The sequence below is a fragment of the Telluria sp. PB2R4 genome, from assembly GCF_059685695.1.
In genome coordinates, this window is sequence record NZ_JCASIC010000009.1 from 127467 (window position 1) to 147695 (window position 20229).

Annotated in this window: 16 protein-coding genes and 1 other RNA gene; 7 read left to right on the top strand and 10 right to left on the bottom strand. The window is 65.0% G+C overall.

All coding sequences use genetic code 11. The features are described 5' to 3' along the window. The first annotated feature begins 8 nt into the window (after positions 1–8). On the top strand, positions 9–716 hold the full coding sequence (locus AC56LU_RS16045) for an HAD family hydrolase (RefSeq protein ID WP_497176613.1): 708 nt from the start codon (positions 9–11) through the stop codon (positions 714–716). A 144-nt stretch (positions 717–860) separates the two neighbouring features. Beyond that, positions 861–1547 (top strand): glycine zipper 2TM domain-containing protein, encoded by a 687-nt coding sequence (locus AC56LU_RS16050; protein ID WP_497176614.1) that lies wholly within the window; start codon positions 861–863, stop codon positions 1545–1547. A gap of 36 nt (positions 1548–1583) precedes the next feature. Here AC56LU_RS16050 and AC56LU_RS16055 read toward each other — a convergent pair whose 3' ends face one another. After that, positions 1584–2441 carry a class I SAM-dependent methyltransferase gene (locus AC56LU_RS16055; RefSeq protein WP_497176615.1) on the bottom strand — a complete coding sequence of 286 codons (858 nt, stop codon included), beginning with the start codon at positions 2439–2441 and terminating at the stop codon, positions 1584–1586. 167 nt (positions 2442–2608) lie between these two features. Between AC56LU_RS16055 and ssrA the strand changes: the two genes are divergently transcribed. After that, positions 2609–2965, top strand: a transfer-messenger RNA (tmRNA) gene (ssrA, locus tag AC56LU_RS16060). Positions 2966–3517: 552 nt separating this feature from the next. Here the strand turns inward: ssrA and AC56LU_RS16065 are convergent. The 3 genes from AC56LU_RS16065 to tssF all read right to left on the bottom strand — a co-directional run bounded on the left by AC56LU_RS16065 (position 3518) and on the right by tssF (position 7089). Beyond that, positions 3518–4141 (bottom strand): type 1 glutamine amidotransferase domain-containing protein, encoded by a 624-nt coding sequence (locus AC56LU_RS16065; protein ID WP_497176616.1) that lies wholly within the window; start codon positions 4139–4141, stop codon positions 3518–3520. A gap of 90 nt (positions 4142–4231) precedes the next feature. Beyond that, complete coding sequence (tssG, locus tag AC56LU_RS16070; protein WP_497176617.1) at positions 4232–5242, bottom strand: type VI secretion system baseplate subunit TssG; 1011 nt, start codon at positions 5240–5242, stop codon at positions 4232–4234. Between the two features lie 2 nt (positions 5243–5244). Beyond that, positions 5245–7089: a type VI secretion system baseplate subunit TssF gene (tssF, locus tag AC56LU_RS16075; RefSeq protein ID WP_497176618.1), complete on the bottom strand. Its 1845-nt coding sequence runs from the start codon at positions 7087–7089 to the stop codon at positions 5245–5247. Positions 7090–7262: 173 nt separating this feature from the next. Here tssF and AC56LU_RS16080 point away from each other — a divergent pair, with 173 nt between their 5' ends. Together AC56LU_RS16080 and AC56LU_RS16085 are read left to right on the top strand one after the other, a co-directional pair. Then, positions 7263–8684 (top strand): MATE family efflux transporter, encoded by a 1422-nt coding sequence (locus AC56LU_RS16080; RefSeq protein ID WP_497176619.1) that lies wholly within the window; start codon positions 7263–7265, stop codon positions 8682–8684. A 72-nt stretch (positions 8685–8756) separates the two neighbouring features. Further along, complete coding sequence (locus AC56LU_RS16085) at positions 8757–10976, top strand: S9 family peptidase (RefSeq protein WP_497176620.1); 2220 nt, start codon at positions 8757–8759, stop codon at positions 10974–10976. A 112-nt stretch (positions 10977–11088) separates the two neighbouring features. Here the strand turns inward: AC56LU_RS16085 and AC56LU_RS16090 are convergent, their stop codons facing one another. Beyond that, positions 11089–11292, bottom strand: coding sequence for a CsbD family protein (locus AC56LU_RS16090; protein ID WP_497176621.1), 204 nt, complete (start codon positions 11290–11292; stop codon positions 11089–11091). A 180-nt stretch (positions 11293–11472) separates the two neighbouring features. Here AC56LU_RS16090 and AC56LU_RS16095 point away from each other — a divergent pair, with 180 nt between their 5' ends. Beyond that, a complete protein-coding gene (locus AC56LU_RS16095; RefSeq protein WP_497176622.1) occupies positions 11473–12555 on the top strand; it encodes an AI-2E family transporter in 1083 nt (360 codons plus the stop codon). 70 nt (positions 12556–12625) lie between these two features. Here AC56LU_RS16095 and AC56LU_RS16100 read toward each other — a convergent pair whose 3' ends face one another. The 4 genes from AC56LU_RS16100 to AC56LU_RS16115 form a co-directional block, all read right to left on the bottom strand. Continuing rightward, a complete protein-coding gene (locus AC56LU_RS16100) occupies positions 12626–12802 on the bottom strand; it encodes a CsbD family protein (RefSeq protein WP_497176623.1) in 177 nt (58 codons plus the stop codon). Positions 12803–12873: 71 nt separating this feature from the next. Continuing rightward, positions 12874–13491, bottom strand: coding sequence for a class I SAM-dependent methyltransferase (locus AC56LU_RS16105; RefSeq protein WP_497176624.1), 618 nt, complete (start codon positions 13489–13491; stop codon positions 12874–12876). A gap of 54 nt (positions 13492–13545) precedes the next feature. Continuing rightward, positions 13546–15609: a M13 family metallopeptidase gene (locus tag AC56LU_RS16110; protein ID WP_497176625.1), complete on the bottom strand. Its 2064-nt coding sequence runs from the start codon at positions 15607–15609 to the stop codon at positions 13546–13548. A gap of 32 nt (positions 15610–15641) precedes the next feature. Beyond that, on the bottom strand, positions 15642–18287 hold the full coding sequence (locus AC56LU_RS16115; protein ID WP_497176626.1) for a M1 family metallopeptidase: 2646 nt from the start codon (positions 18285–18287) through the stop codon (positions 15642–15644). A 325-nt stretch (positions 18288–18612) separates the two neighbouring features. Here AC56LU_RS16115 and AC56LU_RS16120 point away from each other — a divergent pair, with 325 nt between their 5' ends. Continuing rightward, positions 18613–18894 (top strand): flagellar protein FliT, encoded by a 282-nt coding sequence (locus AC56LU_RS16120; protein ID WP_497176627.1) that lies wholly within the window; start codon positions 18613–18615, stop codon positions 18892–18894. 54 nt (positions 18895–18948) lie between these two features. Here AC56LU_RS16120 and AC56LU_RS16125 read toward each other — a convergent pair whose 3' ends face one another. Next, complete coding sequence (locus tag AC56LU_RS16125) at positions 18949–19938, bottom strand: HDOD domain-containing protein (protein WP_497176628.1); 990 nt, start codon at positions 19936–19938, stop codon at positions 18949–18951. Positions 19939–20229: the final 291 nt, after the last annotated feature.

Consider the following 20229-nt stretch of genomic DNA (forward strand, 5'->3'; position numbering starts at 1 on the left):
CTCTTTCCATGACTCTCCCGACCGTCCTGCCGGCACCGCGTGCCATCCTGTTCGACCTCGATGGCACGCTGGCCGACACCGCGCCCGACCTCGCGGCGGCCGTCAACTGGCTGCGCACCGAGCGCGGCCTGCCGCCGACCCCGTATTCGGTGCTGCGCCCCACCGCCTCCGCCGGTGCGCGCGGCATGATCGGCGCGGCCTTCGGACTGGCGCCGGGCGACGAGGGCTACGAAGAACTGCGCCTGCAGTGGTTCGACCGCTACCAGGAAACCATGGCGGTGCACAGCTCGCTGTTTGGCGGCATCACCGAACTGCTGGTCGGGATCGAACAGGCGGGCATGGCCTGGGGCATCGTCACCAACAAGCCGGCACGCTTCACCGATCCGCTGATTCCGCAGATCGGCCTGTCGCATGCGGGCTGCGTGGTGTCGGGCGACACCACCGGCTTCCCGAAGCCCCACCCTGCCCCCCTGCTCGAAGGCGCACGCCGCCTCGGCGTCGATCCGGAGCACTGCTGGTACGTGGGCGACGACAAGCGCGACGTCGAAGCAGGCCACGCCGCGGGCATGGTGACGGTGGCCTGCAACTGGGGCTATTGCGGCGCCATCGAACCGTCCACCTGGGGCGCCGATTACCTGCTCGATACCCCGACCGACCTGCTGCAAACCCTGCGCACCGTGGTGGAAAGCGCACGCGCGGCGAGGTCGGCTGCCTGAGGCCCCTCGCGCTCCGGCTGGCCGCCGGAGCGCTCTCCTGCTTACAAGTCTTTACGATTGATACAGGCTTCCGTCTAGTTCTGTACCGGACTCGCCGGTAATCTACTCCCATACGACAACACAACGTCTTTTACGGAGCAGAACATGGAAACTACCCGCCAGAACGTCATCACCTCGCGCATTCATCCCCTGATGGCCGCTGCCGCCGTGTCGGTCGTGATTGTCAGCCTCACCGGCGCCGCCGCGATCTCCGGCATGCTGCCGAACTCGAACAGCGAGCCAAGCCTGCCGTCCGCCCACCTGGCAGCCGCTTCGCCCTACGCACTGCAGCAGCCGATGCAACAGCCAGCGCTGCAACAGCCGAGCCTTGTGCCGGTGACTACTGCGCAAGGCCAGGTTGTGTTGGTGCCGGCCGCCGCAGTTCAGGGTCAGGCCACCACCCCACTGTCGGCGACTCCGGTGACGCCGCAACTGGCGAGCCAGCTGGCAGCCGGTCCGCAGATGATGCCAGTCGCCTACGCCCAGCCAGTCGCCTACGCTCAGCCGGCTCCAGCGCCGGTCGTGATCAAGGAAGTAATTCGTGAAAAGCCGGTGGTGAAAGTGGTCGAGAAGACCCGGGTGGTGCACGCCAAGCCGAGCGCGCCGCGCTATTACCAGCAGCCGGCACCGGCGCCCGCCCAGCCCAACTATGTCGGCATCGGCACCGGCGCCGTGATCGGCGGCCTGATCGGCAACCAGATCGGCGGCGGCAATGGCAAGAAGCTCGCTACCGTGGCCGGCATCATCGGCGGCGGCATGCTCGGCAACGAGATCGCCAACCGCAACCGCTAAGCAGTCATCACTCTCTCCACGAAAAACCGCAGGCCCTCAGCCAGCGGTTTTTTTTCGGAAAATGCCGACGATGATGTCGCTCGGAAAAATGCGCAGTACGGGAATCGCGCACATGACGGCCAGATATTGCAGCCAGAGCGCCAGCCGTGGCACATCGCCGGCATAGCTCAGCCGCTCGCGCAGGCCCTTGGCGCGCAGGGCCGGCAGCTCGGCGCTGTCGACCAGCTCGAAGCCGTGGCGCGCTACCAGCCTGGCCAGGTTGCCGGTACTGAAGTAATGCACGTGCGGCGACGGCATGTCTTTTTGCCACAGCCGCTCGAAAGGCATGCGCCAGCCCAGGCGGGCGCTGAGCTTCGAGACGCGGTAAAAGAAGCCGCGGCTGTTCGGCAGGTTGAGGATCAGGACGCCGTCGGGATTCAGGTGCCGGCCGCAGGCGTCGAGGGCGCTGCGGATATCCGGGATATGCTCGATGACGTCGTTGAACACGATCGCGTCGAAACGTTCGTCATCCTTCAGTACATCCGGAAAAAAACCGGCCCGTACCGGCAGGCCGCGGGCTGCGGCACGGCCCCCGACCACCGCGTCGGGCTCGATCCCGAGCACCTCGAAATCTGCGCGCGCGGTTTCCAGGAACCAGCCGTGGGCACTGCCCACGTCGAGCAGGCTGCGCGCGCCCGGCCGGACATGCCGCCTTGCGTACTGGACAATGGCGCGGAAGTTCTCGAGCCGCAGGGCCTTGAGCGCGGCCTCGCGCCCGGCTTCGTCGATCTGTACTTCGGTGTGCTTGTTGATCGCGACGGAAAGCGCCGCGCTTTCGTAATGACATGCCGAACAGGTCGCGTGCCACGATGCGAGCCCCGCCGTTTGGGTGTTACCGCAGACGATACAAACCATTTCCATTCCTTGTCGAAAGACGTGATGCGGACGGTGTAGCCAAAACATGATATTGCAATTTCGGCATGCCGGGCACATATCTTCTTGGCCTACTTGACATGAAGCGCGGTCCAGGCAGTTACGCTGCACTTGCCGGCAAATTGGAGTACAATGAAGTTTCTTTCGTTGGGGGCGACCTGGTTTCGACGTGGGTTGCGAAGCAGCGCAGGGCATACCGAGGACTGGTTACCTCGTAAATACATCCAGAAATCAATAACTGCAAACGATAACTCGTACGCACTCGCAGCTTAATTGCTGCTAGCTCTACAACACCTCGCCCCTGGGGTGGCCGCAAGGCAGTAGAGTCATTTACAGGGGCTCGCAGTAGGCCGGGTCACTTGGTCGACTGTTAAAAAATAGGTGACTCGCTTGTACAAAGGGTGCACATCCCCGTTGTCCAGGTTAAATTAATTGATAGTGCTAAGTATGTAGAACTGTCTGTAGAGTGCTTGCGGACGCGGGTTCGATTCCCGCCGCCTCCACCAGTATTCAAAAATAAAGCCCGCTTGGCGCAAGTCAGGCGGGCTTTGTTTTTGAATACTGCGTTCGGGCCGCAGGAATCGGATCCTCGACCGGCACGGACGCGGGGCGGAGCCGGGGTTTCTCGCCGCACCGCGGCGAGCCGGCGTAGCGGCCTTGCGCTTGCAAGCGCAAGGCCTCTCCGATTCGTCCATTCAAGCAAGCGCGTAGCGCTTGTGCTCTTTACGCCAACTTCACGAAGCCTCTGATTTGTCAGCGCTTTGTCATTTCACCTCATTGACCTGCTGTCGCATTCAGCGCTCGCGGCGACGTGCTGCATATCGCCATCGTGTCGACCGATCGCTGGGGTCGGCATATTCGGTGCGGAAATGATTGATGGAGAGTCAACCGGCTCCTACTGGTTGTCGCGCGAGGTATGGTTCTGGCCGCTGGGCCAGGTCCAGACAATCGACGTGTATTGCGGAACAAATCAACTGCGGGGACTGACGCGCTGACGCGTCTCAATCGCGTCAGCCGCCGGTCATGTCTACCGTTGTGATGAACTGCATCTTCCCGACTTACGACGTCGGCCCTGGATCCGCCCCCGCCTGCTGGAGCACCATCAGCTCCTTCATCAATGCATCATTGAACGCCGGAATATCCTCCGGCTTGCGGCTCGTGATCAGCTTGCCGTCCACCACCACTTCGTCATCGGTCCACTCCGCGCCGGCGGCCTTCAGGTCGTCCTGGATTGCCGGGTAGCTGGTCAGGTGCTTCGATTCCGCAATCCCGGCCTCGATCAGCGGCCACGGCCCGTGGCAGATTGCCGCGATCGGCTTGTCCGCGTCATCGAAGGCCTTGATGAAGGCAATCGCCTCCGGAATCTGGCGCAGCTTCTTCGGGTTCTCTTCGCCGCCCGGCAGCAGCAGCGCATCGAAGTCGGATTCGTTCGCCTGCGACAGGCTCAGTTCCACCTTGAATGTGTCGCCCGGCTGGTCGTGGTTCATGCCCTGCACTGCCTCGCCCGCACCCTTGGGCGAAATCAGCGTCACGCGTACACCCTTGCCTTCGAGGAAGCGGCGCGGCTCGGTGTATTCGACCTGTTCCACGCCGTCGGTCATCAGGACGGCGACCCGCCTGCCGACCAGGTCCTTCTCGCTCACCAGGTCCAGGTGATCGCCTGCATTCACAATATTTTCCATACGCACTCCTGTCTGGTTTGTTCATTTGTCGGTTCGATTGTAGGACGCCGCCATGGCAGGCGTCGCGCGGATGGCAGGCGGAGGTGACGGTCAGGGCAGCAGGTAGCAGACGTCGTCGCGATCGCGCCGGTCCGGCTGCGTGCACAGGAAGCCGTCCAGACCGAGCCGGGCCGTGCCGTCCAGGCTGGCGCCGTCGACCTGGTCGCCGCGCAGGATGACCTGCAGCTCGCGGTAGGGCACCTCGATCGCGAAACGGTCGAGCAGCGCCGCCAGCGCCCGTGCGCCGCTTGCCCCCGGCAGGAAGCGCTCGAACACGTGCGACGGCACCGGCCCGACGCGGATGCGGATGCCGAGTTCCGGGCGCAGCAGGCGTTCGCCAAGGGTGGCGCCCAGGCCGACGTCGCAGTTGTTCTCGCCCAGCCGGCTGCGGTCGGCCGTGCCGAGCGGGTCCCAGCGGCCTGCGAACTGTTCCACCGCGACCGGCACCTGCAGGTACTCGCCCAGCACGCCTTCGATCAGGTGGGCCGGCACCACCCGGCTGCGCAGCTGGGCGCTGAAGTAAGCCAGGCTTTCATAGGCCAGGCCGTCCCCCGCATTCTGCCGCGCCGGCTCAGGTCTTTGCCACCCCGCACCGCCCAGCGCCGCGAGCTGGGCCAGGAAGCGGTCGCGGTTGTGCTCGTCCGGGCCGCCGCGCACCCGGTACTTGCGCCAGGCGCGGTAGAACAGCGCCACCTGGCGGCTCGAAAACGCGTCGTAGAAGGCGCGCGCGCCTTCGTCATGCGTGGCGTGTTCCCAGGCGGCGATGCGCTCGGTGTAGTGCAGCGGCAGCGCGCCGTTCACGCCGAGCAGGCCCATCACCGCAGTGCGCACCCGCAGATGCATCGCGCCGTCGCCGGCCGTATCGAGTTGCAGTGCATCGATGTCGCTGCCCGGAAAAGCCAGCGACAGGCTGTTCTCGAAGCGGATCGCGGTGTCAGGGCTGACACCGTAACGGCGCAGCCAGCGCGACAGGAGGCGAACGGCCTGGAACAGTTCGAAGCGCCAGGGCTCGGCCAGCAGCTGCTCGATCACGCCCGCGCCTTTCCCCACGCTGTTTCCCACGCCTACACCAGCGTCAGCTTGCCGTTGCGCGGCTCGCATCGCAGGAGCTCCCTGTCGGTCTGCGCCGAACACACCACCAGCCGCGTGAAACTGTTGATGTGCACGTACAGGCCGAAGAACCTGTTCACCACTTCCGCAAACACATACAGGCTGCTGCCCGCGAAGGCTTCTTCGTCCACCGTCATGCGTACTTCGAGGCCGTGGACCAGCGAGGCGCCGATCTTGCTGCGCATCCAGGCCGTGGACGGCAGGGTCTCCATCGCGGCGATGCCGGCGATCTGGCGCTGCGTTGCCGCCGAGCGCGACACGTCGTACAGGGTCAGCACTTCGCGGAATGCGTCGATGTCGCCCAGCGAACGGTGGTTGAGCGCGAGCTGGGCCACCAGGCGCCAGTGCGCCCCACCCGAGGACGGAAAGCGGTGCGGCAGCGTCGGCCGGCGCAGCAGGTGGATCGGCAGCCCGCCGGCGGCGGTCTCGCTGGTGAGATCGCCATCCGGCGCGCCGAAACCGGCACCCGTCGCATGTGCGCCGTTGGTACAGGTCAGATCGATCGACGCCACGCACTGTTCATCCGGGCCCAGGCTGAAGCCGGCATCGGTGAAGCCGATCTTGATGCGGTGGCGGTGCACGCCACGGTCGTCGCGGCGCGCGAACCAGTAGCGCTCGCGTAGTCTGCTGTCTTCGCCGCCTTCGCCATGGCGCAGGCCGTAATACGGCCGGTAAGCGATCGACTGCACCCTGCCCTCCGCCGTGCGCAGCACGTTCACGGTGTCGATGCTGTAGACCTCCACGTCTTCTTCGTGCCGTCCCGGCATCACGTCGTACATGGCGGTGCGGTGCGTGATGCGCACCGGCATGGCAGCCTGGTGGAACAGGTTGACCACCGGCGCGCAGCCGGGCACCAGGTGCGACGCCTCCAGGGTTCCCAGCAGGCGGGCGGCCCCGCTGTCGCCGTGCAAGCCATTCACGATCAGGTGCAGGGTGAAGCGCTGCGCCGCCGCGGGCAGCATCGGCGCCAGCTTGCCGAGGTCGACGTCGATGAAGTGGAACTTTTCCTGGAAAGCGAAGTACTCGCTCAGCAGCCGGTAGGCGGCATGCTCGCTCGGGCGCAGCGGCACCAGCGCGTCGTCGTCGCCGAAACCGCCGAGGGCCAGCGGCAAGCGCTCGAGCTGGCGCCACGGCCCGCCCTCGCCGATCTCGAGGTAGCTGGTGCCGACGTGCAGGAACAGGGTGTCGATCAGGCTTGCTGCCAGCAGCGGATCGGCATCCACATACAGGCGCAGGCGCGGCATGCCGAGCTGGCGCAGCAGGCGTGCCGGCGCGGCGCTCTCGATCGTGATCGCCACCTGGCCGGTGGCGCGCGCCGGCAGCCGCACCTGCGCGGGCACATGGACCACCGGCTCGTAGCGCGCCCGCACGATCCCGACCGGCGCCAGCATCAGGGGACTGGCGGTGCGGAAGCGGCAGACCGTGCCCTTGCCGTGGAGCGCGCTCATTTCGGTGCCACGCGGCACCGTCTCGACCCGCTCGAACTTGCCAGGCAGCTGTGCGCCATGCCCGCTGCCGAAACGGGCGATCGAGCAGGATGGGATGCCCTGCAGGAAGTACGGGTACAGGCTGCCGAGCAGCGCCTCGGTGAATTCCGGATAGTCGTCGTCCAGCTTGCGCGCCGTGCGGGCGTTGAGCAGGGCACAAGCCTGGATCAGGCGGCGGATGTGCGGGTCTTCCAGCCCTTCGGCGCCCAGGCCCAGTTCGCTCGCCAGGCGCGGATACTGGTGCGCCAGCTCGCGTCCGACCGTGTTCAGGTAGACCAGCTCACGCTCGTAGTAGGGCAACAGCTCTTCCATAAGGCTCTCCTCTCCAAGCTCTAAAGGTCGTGCAGTTTTGCGCACAAGACCTTGCGGCCTATCAATAACGGATGAGCAGTAATTACCCGGAATGCATGGGAAGGCCGCAGGTGACGCGGGCTTGCCACTTAGTCAGTAAAATGGCGGACTTTCCAGCATCACCCGCGACCGTCATGACCACCGCTACCGCCTCCTCCGGCACCGCTTCGCCCGTGCGCAAAGAGATTTCCACCCTGTGGCGCCTGTCCTGGCCGATGCTGGTCGGCCAGCTGGCCACCGTGGGCATGGGCGTGGCGGACGTGGCGATGACCGGCCACGTCAGCGCCGATGAGCTGGCCGCGGTCTCGCTGGGCACCTCGGTGTGGTCGATCGTGCTGGTCACCGTGATGGGCACGATGATGGCGATCAACACCGTGGTCGCCCACGAGATCGGCGCGGCGCGCTACGACCAGATCCCGCATTCGGTGCGCCAGGCGCTATGGAAAGGCCTGCTGGTCGGCCTGGTGGCCTGCCTGTTCGCCAACCTGTGTACGCTCTTGTTCGATCACGTCGGACTCGACCGGCAAGTGGCGGATCGCGCCGCCATGTACTTGCACGTGGTCAGTATCGGCATGCCCGCCTTCGCCTGCTTTCGCGCCCTATACGGCTACAGCACGAGCATCAACCAGACCAAGCCGATCATGTGGATCGCCATCATCGGCTTCCTCTTCAACGTCTTCGGTAACTGGGTACTGGTGTATGGCAAGCTGGGCTTCCCACAACTCGGCGCGGTCGGCTGCGCGGTCGCGACGGCAGCGGGCATGTGGCTGATGCTGGGCGCCATGATCTTCTGGATCAAGGTGGCGCCTGCCTACCGCATGACCTATCCCTTCACCGGATGGGAAGGACCGGATCGGAAAGAAATCGGCGCGATGCTGCGCCTCGGCCTGCCGATCGGCGTCACCTATTTCGCCGAGGTCTCCGCTTTTGGTTTGATCAGCCTGCTGGTGGCGCGCTTCGGCGTGGTGGCGGTGTCCTCGCACCAGATCGCGCTCAATTTTGCGTCGCTGGTGTTCATGGTGCCGCTCAGCTTCTCGATCGGCATGATGACCCGCGTTGGCCAGGCCATGGGCGAAGGCGATCCGACGCGCGCCCGCTTCGTCGGCTGGGTCGGCGTGGGCATGTCGGTGGTGTTCGGCGCGCTGTCGGCGCTGTTCATCGCCATCTTCCGCTGGGAGATCGCTGCGGCCTATACCTCCGACCCCGCGGTGCAGGCCGCCTGCGCCCACCTGCTGCTGTTCGCGGCCTTGTTCCAGCTGTCCGACGCAACCCAGGTGGCCACCGCTTCCGCGATCCGCGGCTACCAGGTGACGCGCCCGCCGATGATCATCCAGCTGCTCGCGTTCTGGGGCGTGTCGCTGCCGCTCGGCTGCATCCTGGGCTTGGCGCCCGCCTGGTTCCCGTGGACCCCAAGCGCGCCGATGTCGACCACCGGTTTCTGGATCGGGCTGGTGGTGGCGCTGACGGTGGCGGCGGTGCTGCTGACCTGGTCGTTCGAGAAGCTGGCGCGCCAGCGCATTCGCGAAGGGGGAAAGCAGCCTGTCTTGGCGACGTAATTACAGCTTTTGGAGGCTGACTCTGGTATCGTTCCGCCGTTGTCGTAAATTAACTTATACCAGAGACATTTCATGCGCCCTTTTCTGCTCCTACTCGCCGCCCTGGCGGCCGCTCCCGCCTCGGCTGAACGCCTGACGCTGGACCGTATCTACGGCGACCCGGCCCTGGCCGGCGCCAGCGTCAAGAACCTGCGCGTGTCGCCGGACGGCGAACGCGTCACCTTCCTGCGCGGCCGCAGCGACAACCAGTACCAGCAGGACCTGTGGGAATACAACATGAAGACCAAGAGCACCCAGCGCCTGGTCGATTCCAAGCGCCTGGTGCCGAACGAAGAGCTGTCGCTCGAAGAAAAGGCGCGCCGCGAGCGCGCCCGTACCGCCGGCCTGTCGGGCATCCTGACGTATTTCTGGTCGCCGGACGGCAAGCAACTGCTGGTGCCGATCGGTGGCGACCTGTTCCTGGTCGATGCCGCGAAACCGGACGCGCCGCGCAAGGTGGCCTCGGGTAACGTCACCGACCCGAAGATTTCGCCGAAGGGCCGCTACGTTTCCTTCGTGCGCAACCAGAACCTGGTCGTGATCGACCTGCAGACCGGCGCCGAGCGCCAGCTGACCACGGACGGCAAGGGCACGATCCACAACGGCGAAGCCGAATTCGTCGCGCAGGAAGAGATGGACCAGCACACCGGCTACTACTGGGCGCCGGACGATTCCGCGATCGCCTACCGCCGCTATGACGAAGCGCCGGTGCCGGTGGTGCGCCGCTTCGAGATCTTCGCCGACCGCACCGAAGTGATCGACCAGCACTACCCGGCCGCGGGCGATCCGAACGTGCTGATCGAGCTGATGATCGTGAATCCGGCCACCGGCCAGCAGCGCAAGGTCGACCTGGGCCTTGATAAGGACATCTACCTGGTGCGCGCCGACTTCAGCGCCGACGCCAGGACCCTGGTCTACCAGCGCCAGACGCGCGACCAGAAGCGCCTCGACCTGGTGGCCGTGGACGTCGACACCCTGGCCCAGCGCCCGCTCTTGACTGAAACCTCGAAGACCTGGGTCGAGATCCATAACGACCTGCGTTTCCTGAAGAACAAGAAGGCCTTCATCTGGGCCTCGGAGCGCAGCGGCCGCAAGCACCTCTACCTGTATGGCCTGGACGGCAAGCTGCAGTTCCCACTGTCGCAAGGCGAATGGGGCGTGGACAACATCCTGGCGGTCGACGAAGCCGGCGGCAAGGTGTACATCTCGTCGGGCAAGGATGCGATCATCGACAAGCAGACCTATGCGCTCAAGCTGGACGGCAGCAACGCCGGCAAGCCGGACCGCATCACGACCGGCGACGGCTGGCACGACGCTGCCTTCGCCAGTAACGGCAAGATCTTCGTGGACACCTACTCGAACCCGAAGACCCCGCCGCAGGTGTCGATTCGCCGCGCCGACGGCAGCATGGTGGAATGGCTCGAGAAGAACGAGCTGAATGCGAACCACCCCTACGGCAAGTACATCGCTGACCACCTGCCGACCGAATACGGCAGCATGAAGGCCAAGGATGGCCAGACCCTGCATTATTCGATCATCAAGCCTGCCGGTTTCGACGCGAGCAAGCGCTACCCGGTGTTCCTGTTCACTTACGGCGGCCCGCACTCGCAGCGCGTGACCCGCGCCTGGGGGAATTATTTTGACCAGTACATGGCGCAGCAGGGCTTCGTGGTGTTCCGCCTGGATAACCGCGGCTCGGGCCGCCGCGAGCGCGCCTTCACCGACGCTCTCTACAACAAGCTCGGCTCGGTCGAGGTGGAAGACCAGGTGGCCGGCATCGACTGGCTGGCGCAGCAGAGCTTTGTCGATCCGAAGCGCATCGGCGTGTTCGGCTGGAGCTACGGCGGCTTCATGACGCTGCGCCTGCTGGCAGCGGCATCCGACAAGATCGCGATGGGCGTGTCGGTGGCCCCGGTGACCGACTGGGCGCTGTACGACACCCACTACACCGAGCGCTACGTCGGCGGCACGCCGAAGTCGGATCCGGAAGCCTACAAGCGCAGCGGCGTGTTCGCGCACCTGGACGGCATGAAGTCGCCCCTGCTCCTGATCCACGGCATGGCCGATGACAATGTGCTGTTCACCAACACCACGCGCCTGATCGACGAGCTGGTGAAGCGCAACGTGCAGTTCGAACTGATGACCTATCCGGGCGCCAAGCACGGCATTTCAGGCAAGGTCAACCAGCGCCATGTGTACGGCATGATCGAGGCCTTCTACAAGAAGCACCTGGGCGGGACGGCGGCGAAGTAAGCCGGCGGTTTTTCCAATGCAAACAGCCGCCCGAGGGCGGCTGTGTCATTTCAGCGTCCCAAAACAGAACAGCCGCGCGCAGGCGGCTGTTCGCAAGAGCGTGAAAAGCGAATCAGTGCGGACGGCGCGCAGCGTTGTCCAGCTTGTCTTCCACGTGTTCCTGGACGTCGCCGGCAGCCTTCTGCGTCTTGCCTTCGACTTTGGTCGCCTTGCCCTTGGCTTCCTGGGTCGGGCTGTCGATCGCATCACCAAACTCTTCTTGGATCTTGCCACCGATTTCCTTCAGTTTGCCTTCAACTTGGTTTTTGTTAATCATGGTCTTCTCCTTGAGTTCACATGTCCGGATGGCCATGCATTGGGTACAGAATACGAAAACGCGAACGCCACTTCTGTTCGCGTTCTCACATTGCACAAATGTCAGCATGTGTGCGCCCAGAAAACAATGGCGGTGCTAATCTGTTGTCAACATGACCATGCCGCGTGAAAGGCTGACGCAATGACCGAACCACATCCAGACCACGCTTCCGACCCGCCTGCCACTCAGCGACGCCTCGCCAAGCGTGTGTCGATGATCAACGGCCTGGCGATCCTGTTCATTGCGCTGGCGGCCGCCGTTGTGCTGGCTGCCGATGCCCTGCTGCTGGTGTTTGCCTGCATCCTGTGCGCCATCCTGCTCTACAAGCTGAGCGACATCGCGGCGCGCCGCCTGCACATCAAGCGCAAGTTCGCGCTCGGCATCGTGGTGCTGCTATTACTGGCAATCGTCGGCATCGGGGGCTGGGCCATGGCGCCGCAGATTTCGGAGCAGTCCACCAAGTTGGCCGAAGAGGTTCCCGCAGCCGCCAAACGGCTGAAGTCGGAGGTCGAGCAGCATCCACTGCTGAAACGCGTCGTCGCCGAATTGCCGCCGCCCGAGCAGATCGTCAAGCAGATGGGCGACCTGGTGCCGAACGCCGGCCTGTTCTTCGGCGGCGTCCTCGGCGCACTGGGCAATGTCGTCATCATCCTGTTCGTCGGCATTTATTTCGCCGCCAGCCCGCATACCTACACGACCGGCTTCATCCGGCTCGTTCCGAAAGGTAAGCGCAGCCGGGCTCGCGAAGTGCAGCAGGAACTGGGAGATACGCTGGCCAGCTGGCTGCTCGGCAAGGGCGCGTCGATGCTGATCGTCGGCGCCGCCACGGCGATCGGCCTGAGCCTGCTGGGCGTACCGCTGGCGCTCATCCTCGGCATCATCGCCGGCCTGCTCGATTTCATTCCCTACCTCGGCCCGATCATGGCGGGCATTCCCGCGGTGCTGCTGGCGCTGTCGATCAGTCCCGACCTGGCCCTGTACACGGTGCTGCTGTTCATCGGCATCCAGCTGATCGAAGGCTATGGCCTGCAGCCCCTGATCGAGGCAAAGGCGGCCGACCTCCCCCCTGCGCTCGTGATTGTGATGCAGCTGATTTTCGGCACCCTGTTCGGCTTTGCCGGGGTGGCGCTGGCGACCCCGCTTGCGGCTGCGCTGGCGGTACTGGTCAAGATGCTCTACATCGAGGATGTGCTGGGCGACAGGCCGACGCAGAAGCGAAGTTGAACGGTGATGCTGGAACGAAAAAGCCGCGCAGTGCGCGGCTTTTTCAGGTCATTGATGGATTCTCAGGGCCCTAACGGTTGCCCTTGACGATGTCTTTCACGTCGCCGGCCTTTTCCTGCACCTTGCCTTCGACCTGGTTGGACACCCCTTCACGCTGTTGCTGGCGGTTGCCGACGGCTTCGCCGACCTTTTCCTGGACCTTGCCGCCGATGTCCTTGGCCTTGCCCTTGATTTGATCGTCATTCATGTCAGTCACCTCTTGGGTTGTGATGCGAGGTCCCACCTTAGGCGCGTTATCCCAAGGGCTCTGTTCGCCAATTAACATACCGGCTTGCGCCAGACGCTGGCCAGCCAGGGTTGCTGTTCGCGCGGCAAGCCTGCGGGACGGTAGTAATGATGCAGCGGAGTAAAACCTGCAGTGCCGAGGTAGCGTTCCCACGTGTCGTAGTCATGGTAGCTGCCGTAACGCGGGCCGTTCCAGCCTTCACGGTTGTCGCCGCGCGGGTTGGAGCTGAACAGGACGCCGCCGGGTTTCAAGGTAGCGAAGAGCCTGGCGAGCACGCCTGGCAGTTCCGCGCTGGGAACATGGAACAGCGAAGCGTTGGCAAAGATGCCGTCGAACATGGCGGGCGGCAAGTCGAGATGGAGGAAATCCTGGTGCCAGACCTCGCAGCCGCTGTAGGCACGCGCCATGTCGGCGAAACGGCTGCTGCCGTCCAGGCCGATGGCTTTGTGGCCGAGTTCGCTGAATGTCTTGAGGTCGCGGCCCGGACCGCATCCCAGGTCGAGAATCGTCCATGGCGCGGGGGCCTGGATCGCGCCGAGCAGGGCGTCGATGTTCTGGCTGACGTCGTGGTCGATGGTGCCGGCGAAAAAGGCGTCGGCGTTCTGATTGTAGTGCGCCAGGGTGCGCTGTGAGATGTCGTCGGAGTTCATGCCCGCATTATGGCGCAGGCAGGCGAGCCATGGAGGCTCGCCTGCCCTACCGGCTTACCAGACGCGTACGCGCTGCTCCGGCGCCAGGTACAGTTTCTGCCCAGGCTGCACGTCGAAGGCCTTGTACCAGGCATCCAGGTTGCGCACGGTGTAGGTGCGGTACTGGCCCGGCGAGTGGCCGTCGGTCAGCACCACGCGGCGCAGCGAGGTTTCGCGCATCTTGGTACGCCAGCTCTGGGCGAAGCCGGTGAAGAAGGCGCGGTCGGCCTCGATGCCCGTGCCCTTGCCCTTCGGCGAGGCCTTGAACGCGTCATAGGCCGCGGCCAGGCCGGCCAGGTCGGACAGGTTCTCGCTCAGCGTCAGCTGGCCGTTGAGCGCCAGGTCGTCGAAAGGCTTGTAGGCGTTGTACTGCTGCACCAGCTTTTGCGAAGCCGTCTTGAAGTGCGCCATGTCTTCCTTGGTCCACCAGTCGCGCAGGCGGCCCTGGGCGTCGAACTGGGCGCCCATATCGTCGAAGCTGTGGCTGATCTCGTGGCCGATCACCGAACCGATCGCGCCGTAGTTGTGCGCGTCCGAGGCCTTGGGGTCGTAGAACGGCGGCTGCAGGATCGCGGCCGGGAAGTTCAGCGCGTTCTGCAAGGGCAGGTTGACCGCATTGACCAGCTGCGGCGGCATGGCCCAGTCGGTCTTCTTCGGCTTCTGCTTGAGCTTGGCAAGCTGCTGCTTGTAGTGGAATTCCTGTGCGCGCATGACGTTGCCCAGCGCGTCGCCAGGCGACACCTGCAGGCTATCGTAGGATTTCCAGTTATCCGGATAGCCCACGCCCAAGTACATGGTGCGCACTTTTTCCTTGGCCTGGGCGCGGGTCGAGGGCGCCATCCAGTCGAGCTTGTCGATGCGGCGCGCAAACGCGCCCTTGATCTCGTCGACCATCTTCAGGATGCGCGCCTTGTCCTGCGCCGGGAAGTACTTGTCGACGTACATCTTGCCGACCGCTTCGTCCATGGCGCCGTTGGTGGCGGCCAGCGCGCGCTTCCAGCGCGGCGACTGCTGCGGCGAGCCGGTCAGGCCCTTGCCGTAGAACTCGAAGCGCAGGTCGGAATACGCCTTGGGCAATGTGCTGGCGAACTGGTTCAGGCTGTGGAAGGCCAGGTAATCCTTCCAGGTTGCCAGGTCGGCGGCGCGCACCTGTTCCGCGGCGCCCTTGAGTGCGCCCGGATGGTAGGCGATGAAGCGATCCTGGCCCGAAAGCTGCGCGCCCTGCATGAAGGCTTTCCAGTCCATGCCGGGCGCCTTGGTGGCGAAGTCCTTCATGGTCCAGGTATTGTTGGCCTTCTGGATGTCGCTCGATTCTTCACGGGTGGCATGGCTCTCGGCCAGTCTCGACTCCAGCGCGAAGATCCTGGCGGCGCGCGCCTCGGCATTCTCCATGCCGGCCAGCTCGAGCACCGCGCCGATGTACTGCTGGTACTTGGTGCGCAGCTCGGCCATCTTCGGGCTGTCGTCGAGGTAGTAGGCGCGGTCCGGCAGGCCGATGCCGCCCTGCAGCAGGTAGGGTACGTTGCGCGACGGGTCGGTCAGACTCTGGTTGAACCACGCGCCGAACAGGTTCGGGGTGTTGAAGTTGGTTGCGTTGAGCGGGTCGACGTCGGCGCGCAGGAATTCGCCAAGCACGCGCGCCAGGGCGGCGCGGTCCTGGATCGCCTCGATCTTCGCCAGGCGCGGCTTGAGCGCCGCCAGGCCGGCCGATTCGATCGCCGCTTCGTTCATCCAGGCGGTGTAGAAATCGGCGGCCTTGCGCGCATCCAGGCTGGCGGACTTGTTCGCCGCGGCGTCCTCGATCAGCTTGACGATGCGGGCATTGGTGTCCTCGGCGAGCGCATACATCGCGCCCCATGAACCGCGGTCGGCCGGGATCTCGGTCCTGGTCATCCATTCGCCGTTGGCGTAGGCATAGAAATCGTCGCCCGGCAGCATGACGGCGCCGGCGGCCTTCGCCGGCGCCGGCGCCGCAGCGCCGGTGGCCTGCCCTGCCCCATGGGCCGGTACAAACGCGAATGCGGCACCGCACAGCGCCAGGGTGACCGCGGTCTTGATCGGAGTCCAGCTGGTTTTCATGACTTCCCTTCTTTGTAGTGTCCAGGTACGAGTTATTGCAGGGCGGTGCGCACCTGCGGCAGCAGGCGCGCTTTCTGGGCGGCGCGGATGCGCACGCCGTTGGCGACGCGCTCGGCTTCGACAACGCCATCCGCGCCGAAGTTCTTGCGCATATAGGCTTCCATCATCGCCGCATGCGCAGGGTTGCTCGATGAGCCCACGATGCCGGCGAACAGGCTGTGGCGGCCCAGCGCTTCCATGTTGTCCAGCAGGGCTGCGCGGTTGGCGATGGCAAAGTCCCAGGTCTGGTCGAGGTGTTCATTGGCGACGCCGCCCAGGAGGTAAGGCACCAGGTCGGGCGGGGTCTGCGGTAACAAGAGCGACTCCAGGGTGCGCGCGGCCAGCTGTGGGTCCTGGACGGCGCTCAAGGCGCGGCCGAAGCGGTTGCGCTCCTCACTGGTGGCGGCGCCGGCGAGCCGCGCGGCAAGCAGTCCGTAGGTGGCCTTGTCGGCGTAGCGCCCGGCGGTGCCGATGACGAAATCGATCATCGAGGGCGGCACCGAGGACGGGTCGTCCAGGTAGCGCGCAAACCTGGCCTTGCCCTCGGCGATGGCCTGGGGGTCGCCGGCGCGCGCCAGCGCGGTGGCCAGCATGCCGCGCAGCTGGGTGTCCTCGGCGGTTTCGCCCGGCTTTTCGTCCCAGCCGAGCCGCTCGAATTTCGGACGCGCGAAGTCGATCAGGAAGCGGCGGATCAGGGCCTGCTCCGGCTCGCCGCGCGCCAGCGAGTCCAGCGTGCGCAGGTTCGACAACATCGACTCCCACACCGCCACGCGCGGCTCGTTACCGTACTTGCGCACCAGGTCGAGGTAGCCGTCCAGGCCCATGCGGCCGTTGGAAGCGAAGCTCCAGGTGTCGCTCAGCAGCTTCAGGCGGGTGCTGTCCGGCAGGCGCGGCGCCTGCTCGGCCAGGGCGCGGAAGCTGGCCGGGTCGTACTGCACGCGGAAGTAGCCGACGCTGTGCGGATCGACCACCAGGGTGCCGTCGCAGCTGCCCTGGTTGATGGTGGTGCCGGGGCCGGACAACAGCGTGGTCCAGGCCTTGCCGTTGACGGTGCCAACCTGCAGCGGCACGTTCCACAGGCGTTTTTCGCTCGCAGGCTCGTCCAGCCGGTACTGTTCCTGCGACAGCGTGACCTTGCGCTTGCCCTCGTCGCAAGCCTGCTCGACCCGGATCAGGGGGAAGCCCGGCTGCAGGGTCCAGTCCGAGGCCAGCTTCTCGACCGGCTTGCCGGAAGCCTTCTCCAATGCCGCCCACAGGTCGCTCGAGGTGGTATTCGAATACTGGTGTTTCGCCATGTAGGCGCGCATGCCCTTGCGGAAGCTGTCTTCGCCCAGGTAGGCCTCGAGCATGCGCAGGAAGGCCTGGCCCTTCATGTAGGTGATCGCGTCGAACGCAGCGGCGGCCTGCTCCTCGGTCCGGATCGGGGTCTGGATCGGGTGCGTGGTCTTGCGCGCGTCCAGGTTCATCACGTATTCGCGCTCGGCCATCGCGTCCAGGTAGGGACGCCATTCCGGATGGAAGTGATGGGTCGCCTTGGCCGCCATCCACGAGGCGAAGCCTTCGTTGAGCCACAGGTTGTCCCACCAGGCCATGGTCACCAGGTTGCCGAACCATTGGTGCGCCACCTCATGGGCGTTGATGTTGAAGGTGAATTTCTTGACCCGCTCCGGGCTTTTCTTCGGGTCGTACAGCAGGGTCGGCTCGTTGTAGACGACCGCCCCCCAGTTTTCCATGGCGCCGTTGAAGCCGCCCGGGATCGCGATCTGGTCCAGCTTGGGCAGCGGGTACGGGATGCCGAAGTAGTTGTTGAAGTAACGCAGCAGGTCGCGCGTGGCGGCCAGCGGGAAGGTGGCGGAGCCGAGCTTGCCTTCGGTGGTGACGATGCCGATGTCGACGCCGTCCTGCCTGGCGGAGATACGCTCGAGTTCGCCCGCCACCAGCACCACCAGGTAGCTCGGCATCTTCGGGGTATTGCCGAAGCTGATGCGCTGCATGCCACCTGGGAGGTCTTCGCGCTTTTCGATCGGGGTGGTGGAATAGGCCTTGAAGTTGCCCGGCACATCGACGGTCAGCTTGAAGCGGGCGCGGAAGACCGGCTCGTCCCAGGTGGGCAGCATGCGGCGCGCGTCGGTCGGCGCCATGGTGGTGGCGATCAGTTTCTTGTCGCGGCCGCCGGCCTTGTAGTTGACGTAGAACAGGCCCCGCCCTTCGCGGTTGATCTGGCCGCGAAACGCCAGCGCCAGCGCGTATTTACCCGGCGCCAGCGGCCGGGCCAGCTCGAAACGCAGGGTCTGCTCCTGTTTGTCGAGGATGGGGTCGAGCTTCAACTTGCCCAGGCCGTCGCCGCTGAGCGTGGCGGCCTCGATCTGCAGGTTGTCGGCATTGAGCATGATGGTCGAAGTCGGCTTCAAGACCTCGATCTCGACCGTCTGCGTGCCGCGGAAGGTATTTGCGGCGACGTCCGGCATGATGTGGGCCGTGTACTGCAGCGGCACCACGTCTTTTGGCAGCTTGCCCGGCGTGGCCGCGAAGGAAAATGGCGCCTCGGCCTGCGCGGTGGCGGCGCCCGGCGCAAGCACCAGCGCAGAGATAAGCGCGAACGCGGCTGTGCGAGCCCGGGCGACTGGCATGTCTCTCATAAGTCTCTCTCTCGAATCTGTTTTTATTGGCGGATCGCTGCGCCCGACGGCGCAGCAACCCAGCACGCACTGTAAGTAAGCCGGGCTGCACCTGCGCCAGGATTGCGACAGACTGCAAAAAACAGGGGCAGGCTGCTGAAACCGGGGATTGGCGGGGGCATTCTGGAGCATGCCGAATGCCTTGAACATGCATGACTGACAATATTTGTATCCAATGGAAAAAATTTCGAGTTTTTTTCAAAAACACCCTAAAGTTCCCGAAAGCCCATCCGTAAATGGCTTAGATACCCGGCAATCCGGCCGGCGTACTTGTCTCGGTGCTAACATGACCTCGAACGATGTCCTCTCGATGTACGAAAACCTCGCTGGCCTCAGCAGCCAGATGAAGGGCGCCGCCGAGGCGGGCGACTGGACCGGATTCGACAAGCTGAACGTGCAGGCCAGTGTGGCGGCGGGTGCGGCGATCGGCGGCGTGCCTGCACTGGAGGGCAATATGCGTCAGCGCAAGATCGACCTGCTCAAGCAACTGATGGCCAATGACCGCGCGATCCGCGACGTGACCGAACCGTGGATGGGCCAGCTGGACCGCGCAATGTGCGCGCATTGATTCAGTAAGGATTCACGATCAAAGGCACCTGCGGGTGCCTTTTGTTTTGATGGGTTATGCGTCCAGGTTGCTCAGCTTGCCCAAGCAGCGCCGCTGGAAGCTGTTGAGCCCTTCCGTGACCAGCGCATCGTCCTCGCCCAGGCGCCCGGCGTCGATCAGCAGCCGCAGCTTGGCGATGTGATCCCCCTGCGCCAGCGCTTGCGCCAGGCTCGAGCCGTCCGGCTGGCCGGCGCGGGCGATCGCCTCGGCTACCTTGTCGGGGAACTCCCAGTGCCTGGCGATGACCGCCGACAGCTGCCGGCTGCGCGCCAGCAGTTCCACGCCGAAGTCGCTGGACGCCGGTATCTTGCCGTTATGGCAGACGCGATCGGCCAGGCGGAAGGCAACGACCAGTCCGACGTCCTGCATCAGCCCGGCCAGACAGGATTCGAACAGGTCGGCCCCCACCGCGGAAGCCATCAGGCTGGCGGCGACGGCGCATTTTTCGGAGTGGTTCCATACCAGCGGCGCGGCGCGGCGGGCAAAGCCGGCCTCGTGCAGCTTGATAATGGGCCGGAAGGCGACCCGCGCCAGCAGCATGCGCAAGCCGTTCTGGCCGAGCAGCATGATCGCCGCGTCCAGGGTCTTGATCGGGGTGACGGGCCGGTAATACGCGCTGTTCGCCTCGCGCAGGACTTCCGCGACCAGCACCACGTCCTCGGCCACCTGGCCGGCCAGTTCGTTCGTGCTGACGCTGTCGTCGCGCAGGCTGCGCAGCAGCCTGGGAATCAGTTCGGGGACGCGCGGCACCAGGTCGGCCGCGACGGCCGGGTTCTGCGCCAGCGTGTGCACCTGCTCGAGGATCAGGCGCTCGGTCTCAAACGGCGCCTCGAACGTAGCCGGCCCCGCCAGCCAGCGGTAATAGAGGGCGTCGGTGGCGGCACTGGCGGTGGCTGGCTCCGCCCCGCTTCCCCCTGCCCCGCTGCCTGGCTGCGCAGCGGCGGCCGAAGGCGTGGCCGCCTGGGCTTCCGCTCCGCTCAACAAACGATTGATCCAGTTTTTCATGACTCGCCAGGGTTGGTACTGCAGCGAGATTGTAGCGTGTCCGTGGCCTGGCGGGAGGTCGAACCATGCAAAGAGCATGGACCGCCCCTGCTCTGCGCTGCGGCGGCCAGAAACGACAAAAGCGCCCGCAGGCGCCTTTGGTGTGCCGAGCGGAGGCTCTGGCACGGAATAGGGAGAGTGCGAGCACCAGGTATCTCCTGGCGTCGCCTCTTGCCGGTTGCATCCGGCGTTCGCTGCCGCAGTTGGCGCACGAACTGCTTCCGGACACAGGCGTTTCTTCAACGTCTGCCT

Coding starts and splice junctions, on each gene's coding strand:
- AC56LU_RS16090 (WP_497176621.1), bottom strand. CDS start 11,292: ATGATTAACAAAAACCAAGTTGAAGGCAAACTGAAGGAAATCGGTGGC.
- AC56LU_RS16110 (WP_497176625.1), bottom strand. CDS start 15,609: ATGAAAACCAGCTGGACTCCGATCAAGACCGCGGTCACCCTGGCGCTG.
- AC56LU_RS16080 (WP_497176619.1), top strand. CDS start 7,263: ATGACCACCGCTACCGCCTCCTCCGGCACCGCTTCGCCCGTGCGCAAA.
- AC56LU_RS16065 (WP_497176616.1), bottom strand. CDS start 4,141: ATGGAAAATATTGTGAATGCAGGCGATCACCTGGACCTGGTGAGCGAG.
- AC56LU_RS16050 (WP_497176614.1), top strand. CDS start 861: ATGGAAACTACCCGCCAGAACGTCATCACCTCGCGCATTCATCCCCTG.
- AC56LU_RS16100 (WP_497176623.1), bottom strand. CDS start 12,802: ATGAATGACGATCAAATCAAGGGCAAGGCCAAGGACATCGGCGGCAAG.
- tssF (WP_497176618.1), bottom strand. CDS start 7,089: ATGGAAGAGCTGTTGCCCTACTACGAGCGTGAGCTGGTCTACCTGAAC.
- AC56LU_RS16045 (WP_497176613.1), top strand. CDS start 9: ATGACTCTCCCGACCGTCCTGCCGGCACCGCGTGCCATCCTGTTCGAC.
- AC56LU_RS16125 (WP_497176628.1), bottom strand. CDS start 19,938: ATGAAAAACTGGATCAATCGTTTGTTGAGCGGAGCGGAAGCCCAGGCG.
- AC56LU_RS16095 (WP_497176622.1), top strand. CDS start 11,473: ATGACCGAACCACATCCAGACCACGCTTCCGACCCGCCTGCCACTCAG.
- AC56LU_RS16120 (WP_497176627.1), top strand. CDS start 18,613: ATGACCTCGAACGATGTCCTCTCGATGTACGAAAACCTCGCTGGCCTC.
- AC56LU_RS16115 (WP_497176626.1), bottom strand. CDS start 18,287: ATGAGAGACATGCCAGTCGCCCGGGCTCGCACAGCCGCGTTCGCGCTT.
- AC56LU_RS16055 (WP_497176615.1), bottom strand. CDS start 2,441: ATGGTTTGTATCGTCTGCGGTAACACCCAAACGGCGGGGCTCGCATCG.
- AC56LU_RS16085 (WP_497176620.1), top strand. CDS start 8,757: ATGCGCCCTTTTCTGCTCCTACTCGCCGCCCTGGCGGCCGCTCCCGCC.
- AC56LU_RS16105 (WP_497176624.1), bottom strand. CDS start 13,491: ATGAACTCCGACGACATCTCACAGCGCACCCTGGCGCACTACAATCAG.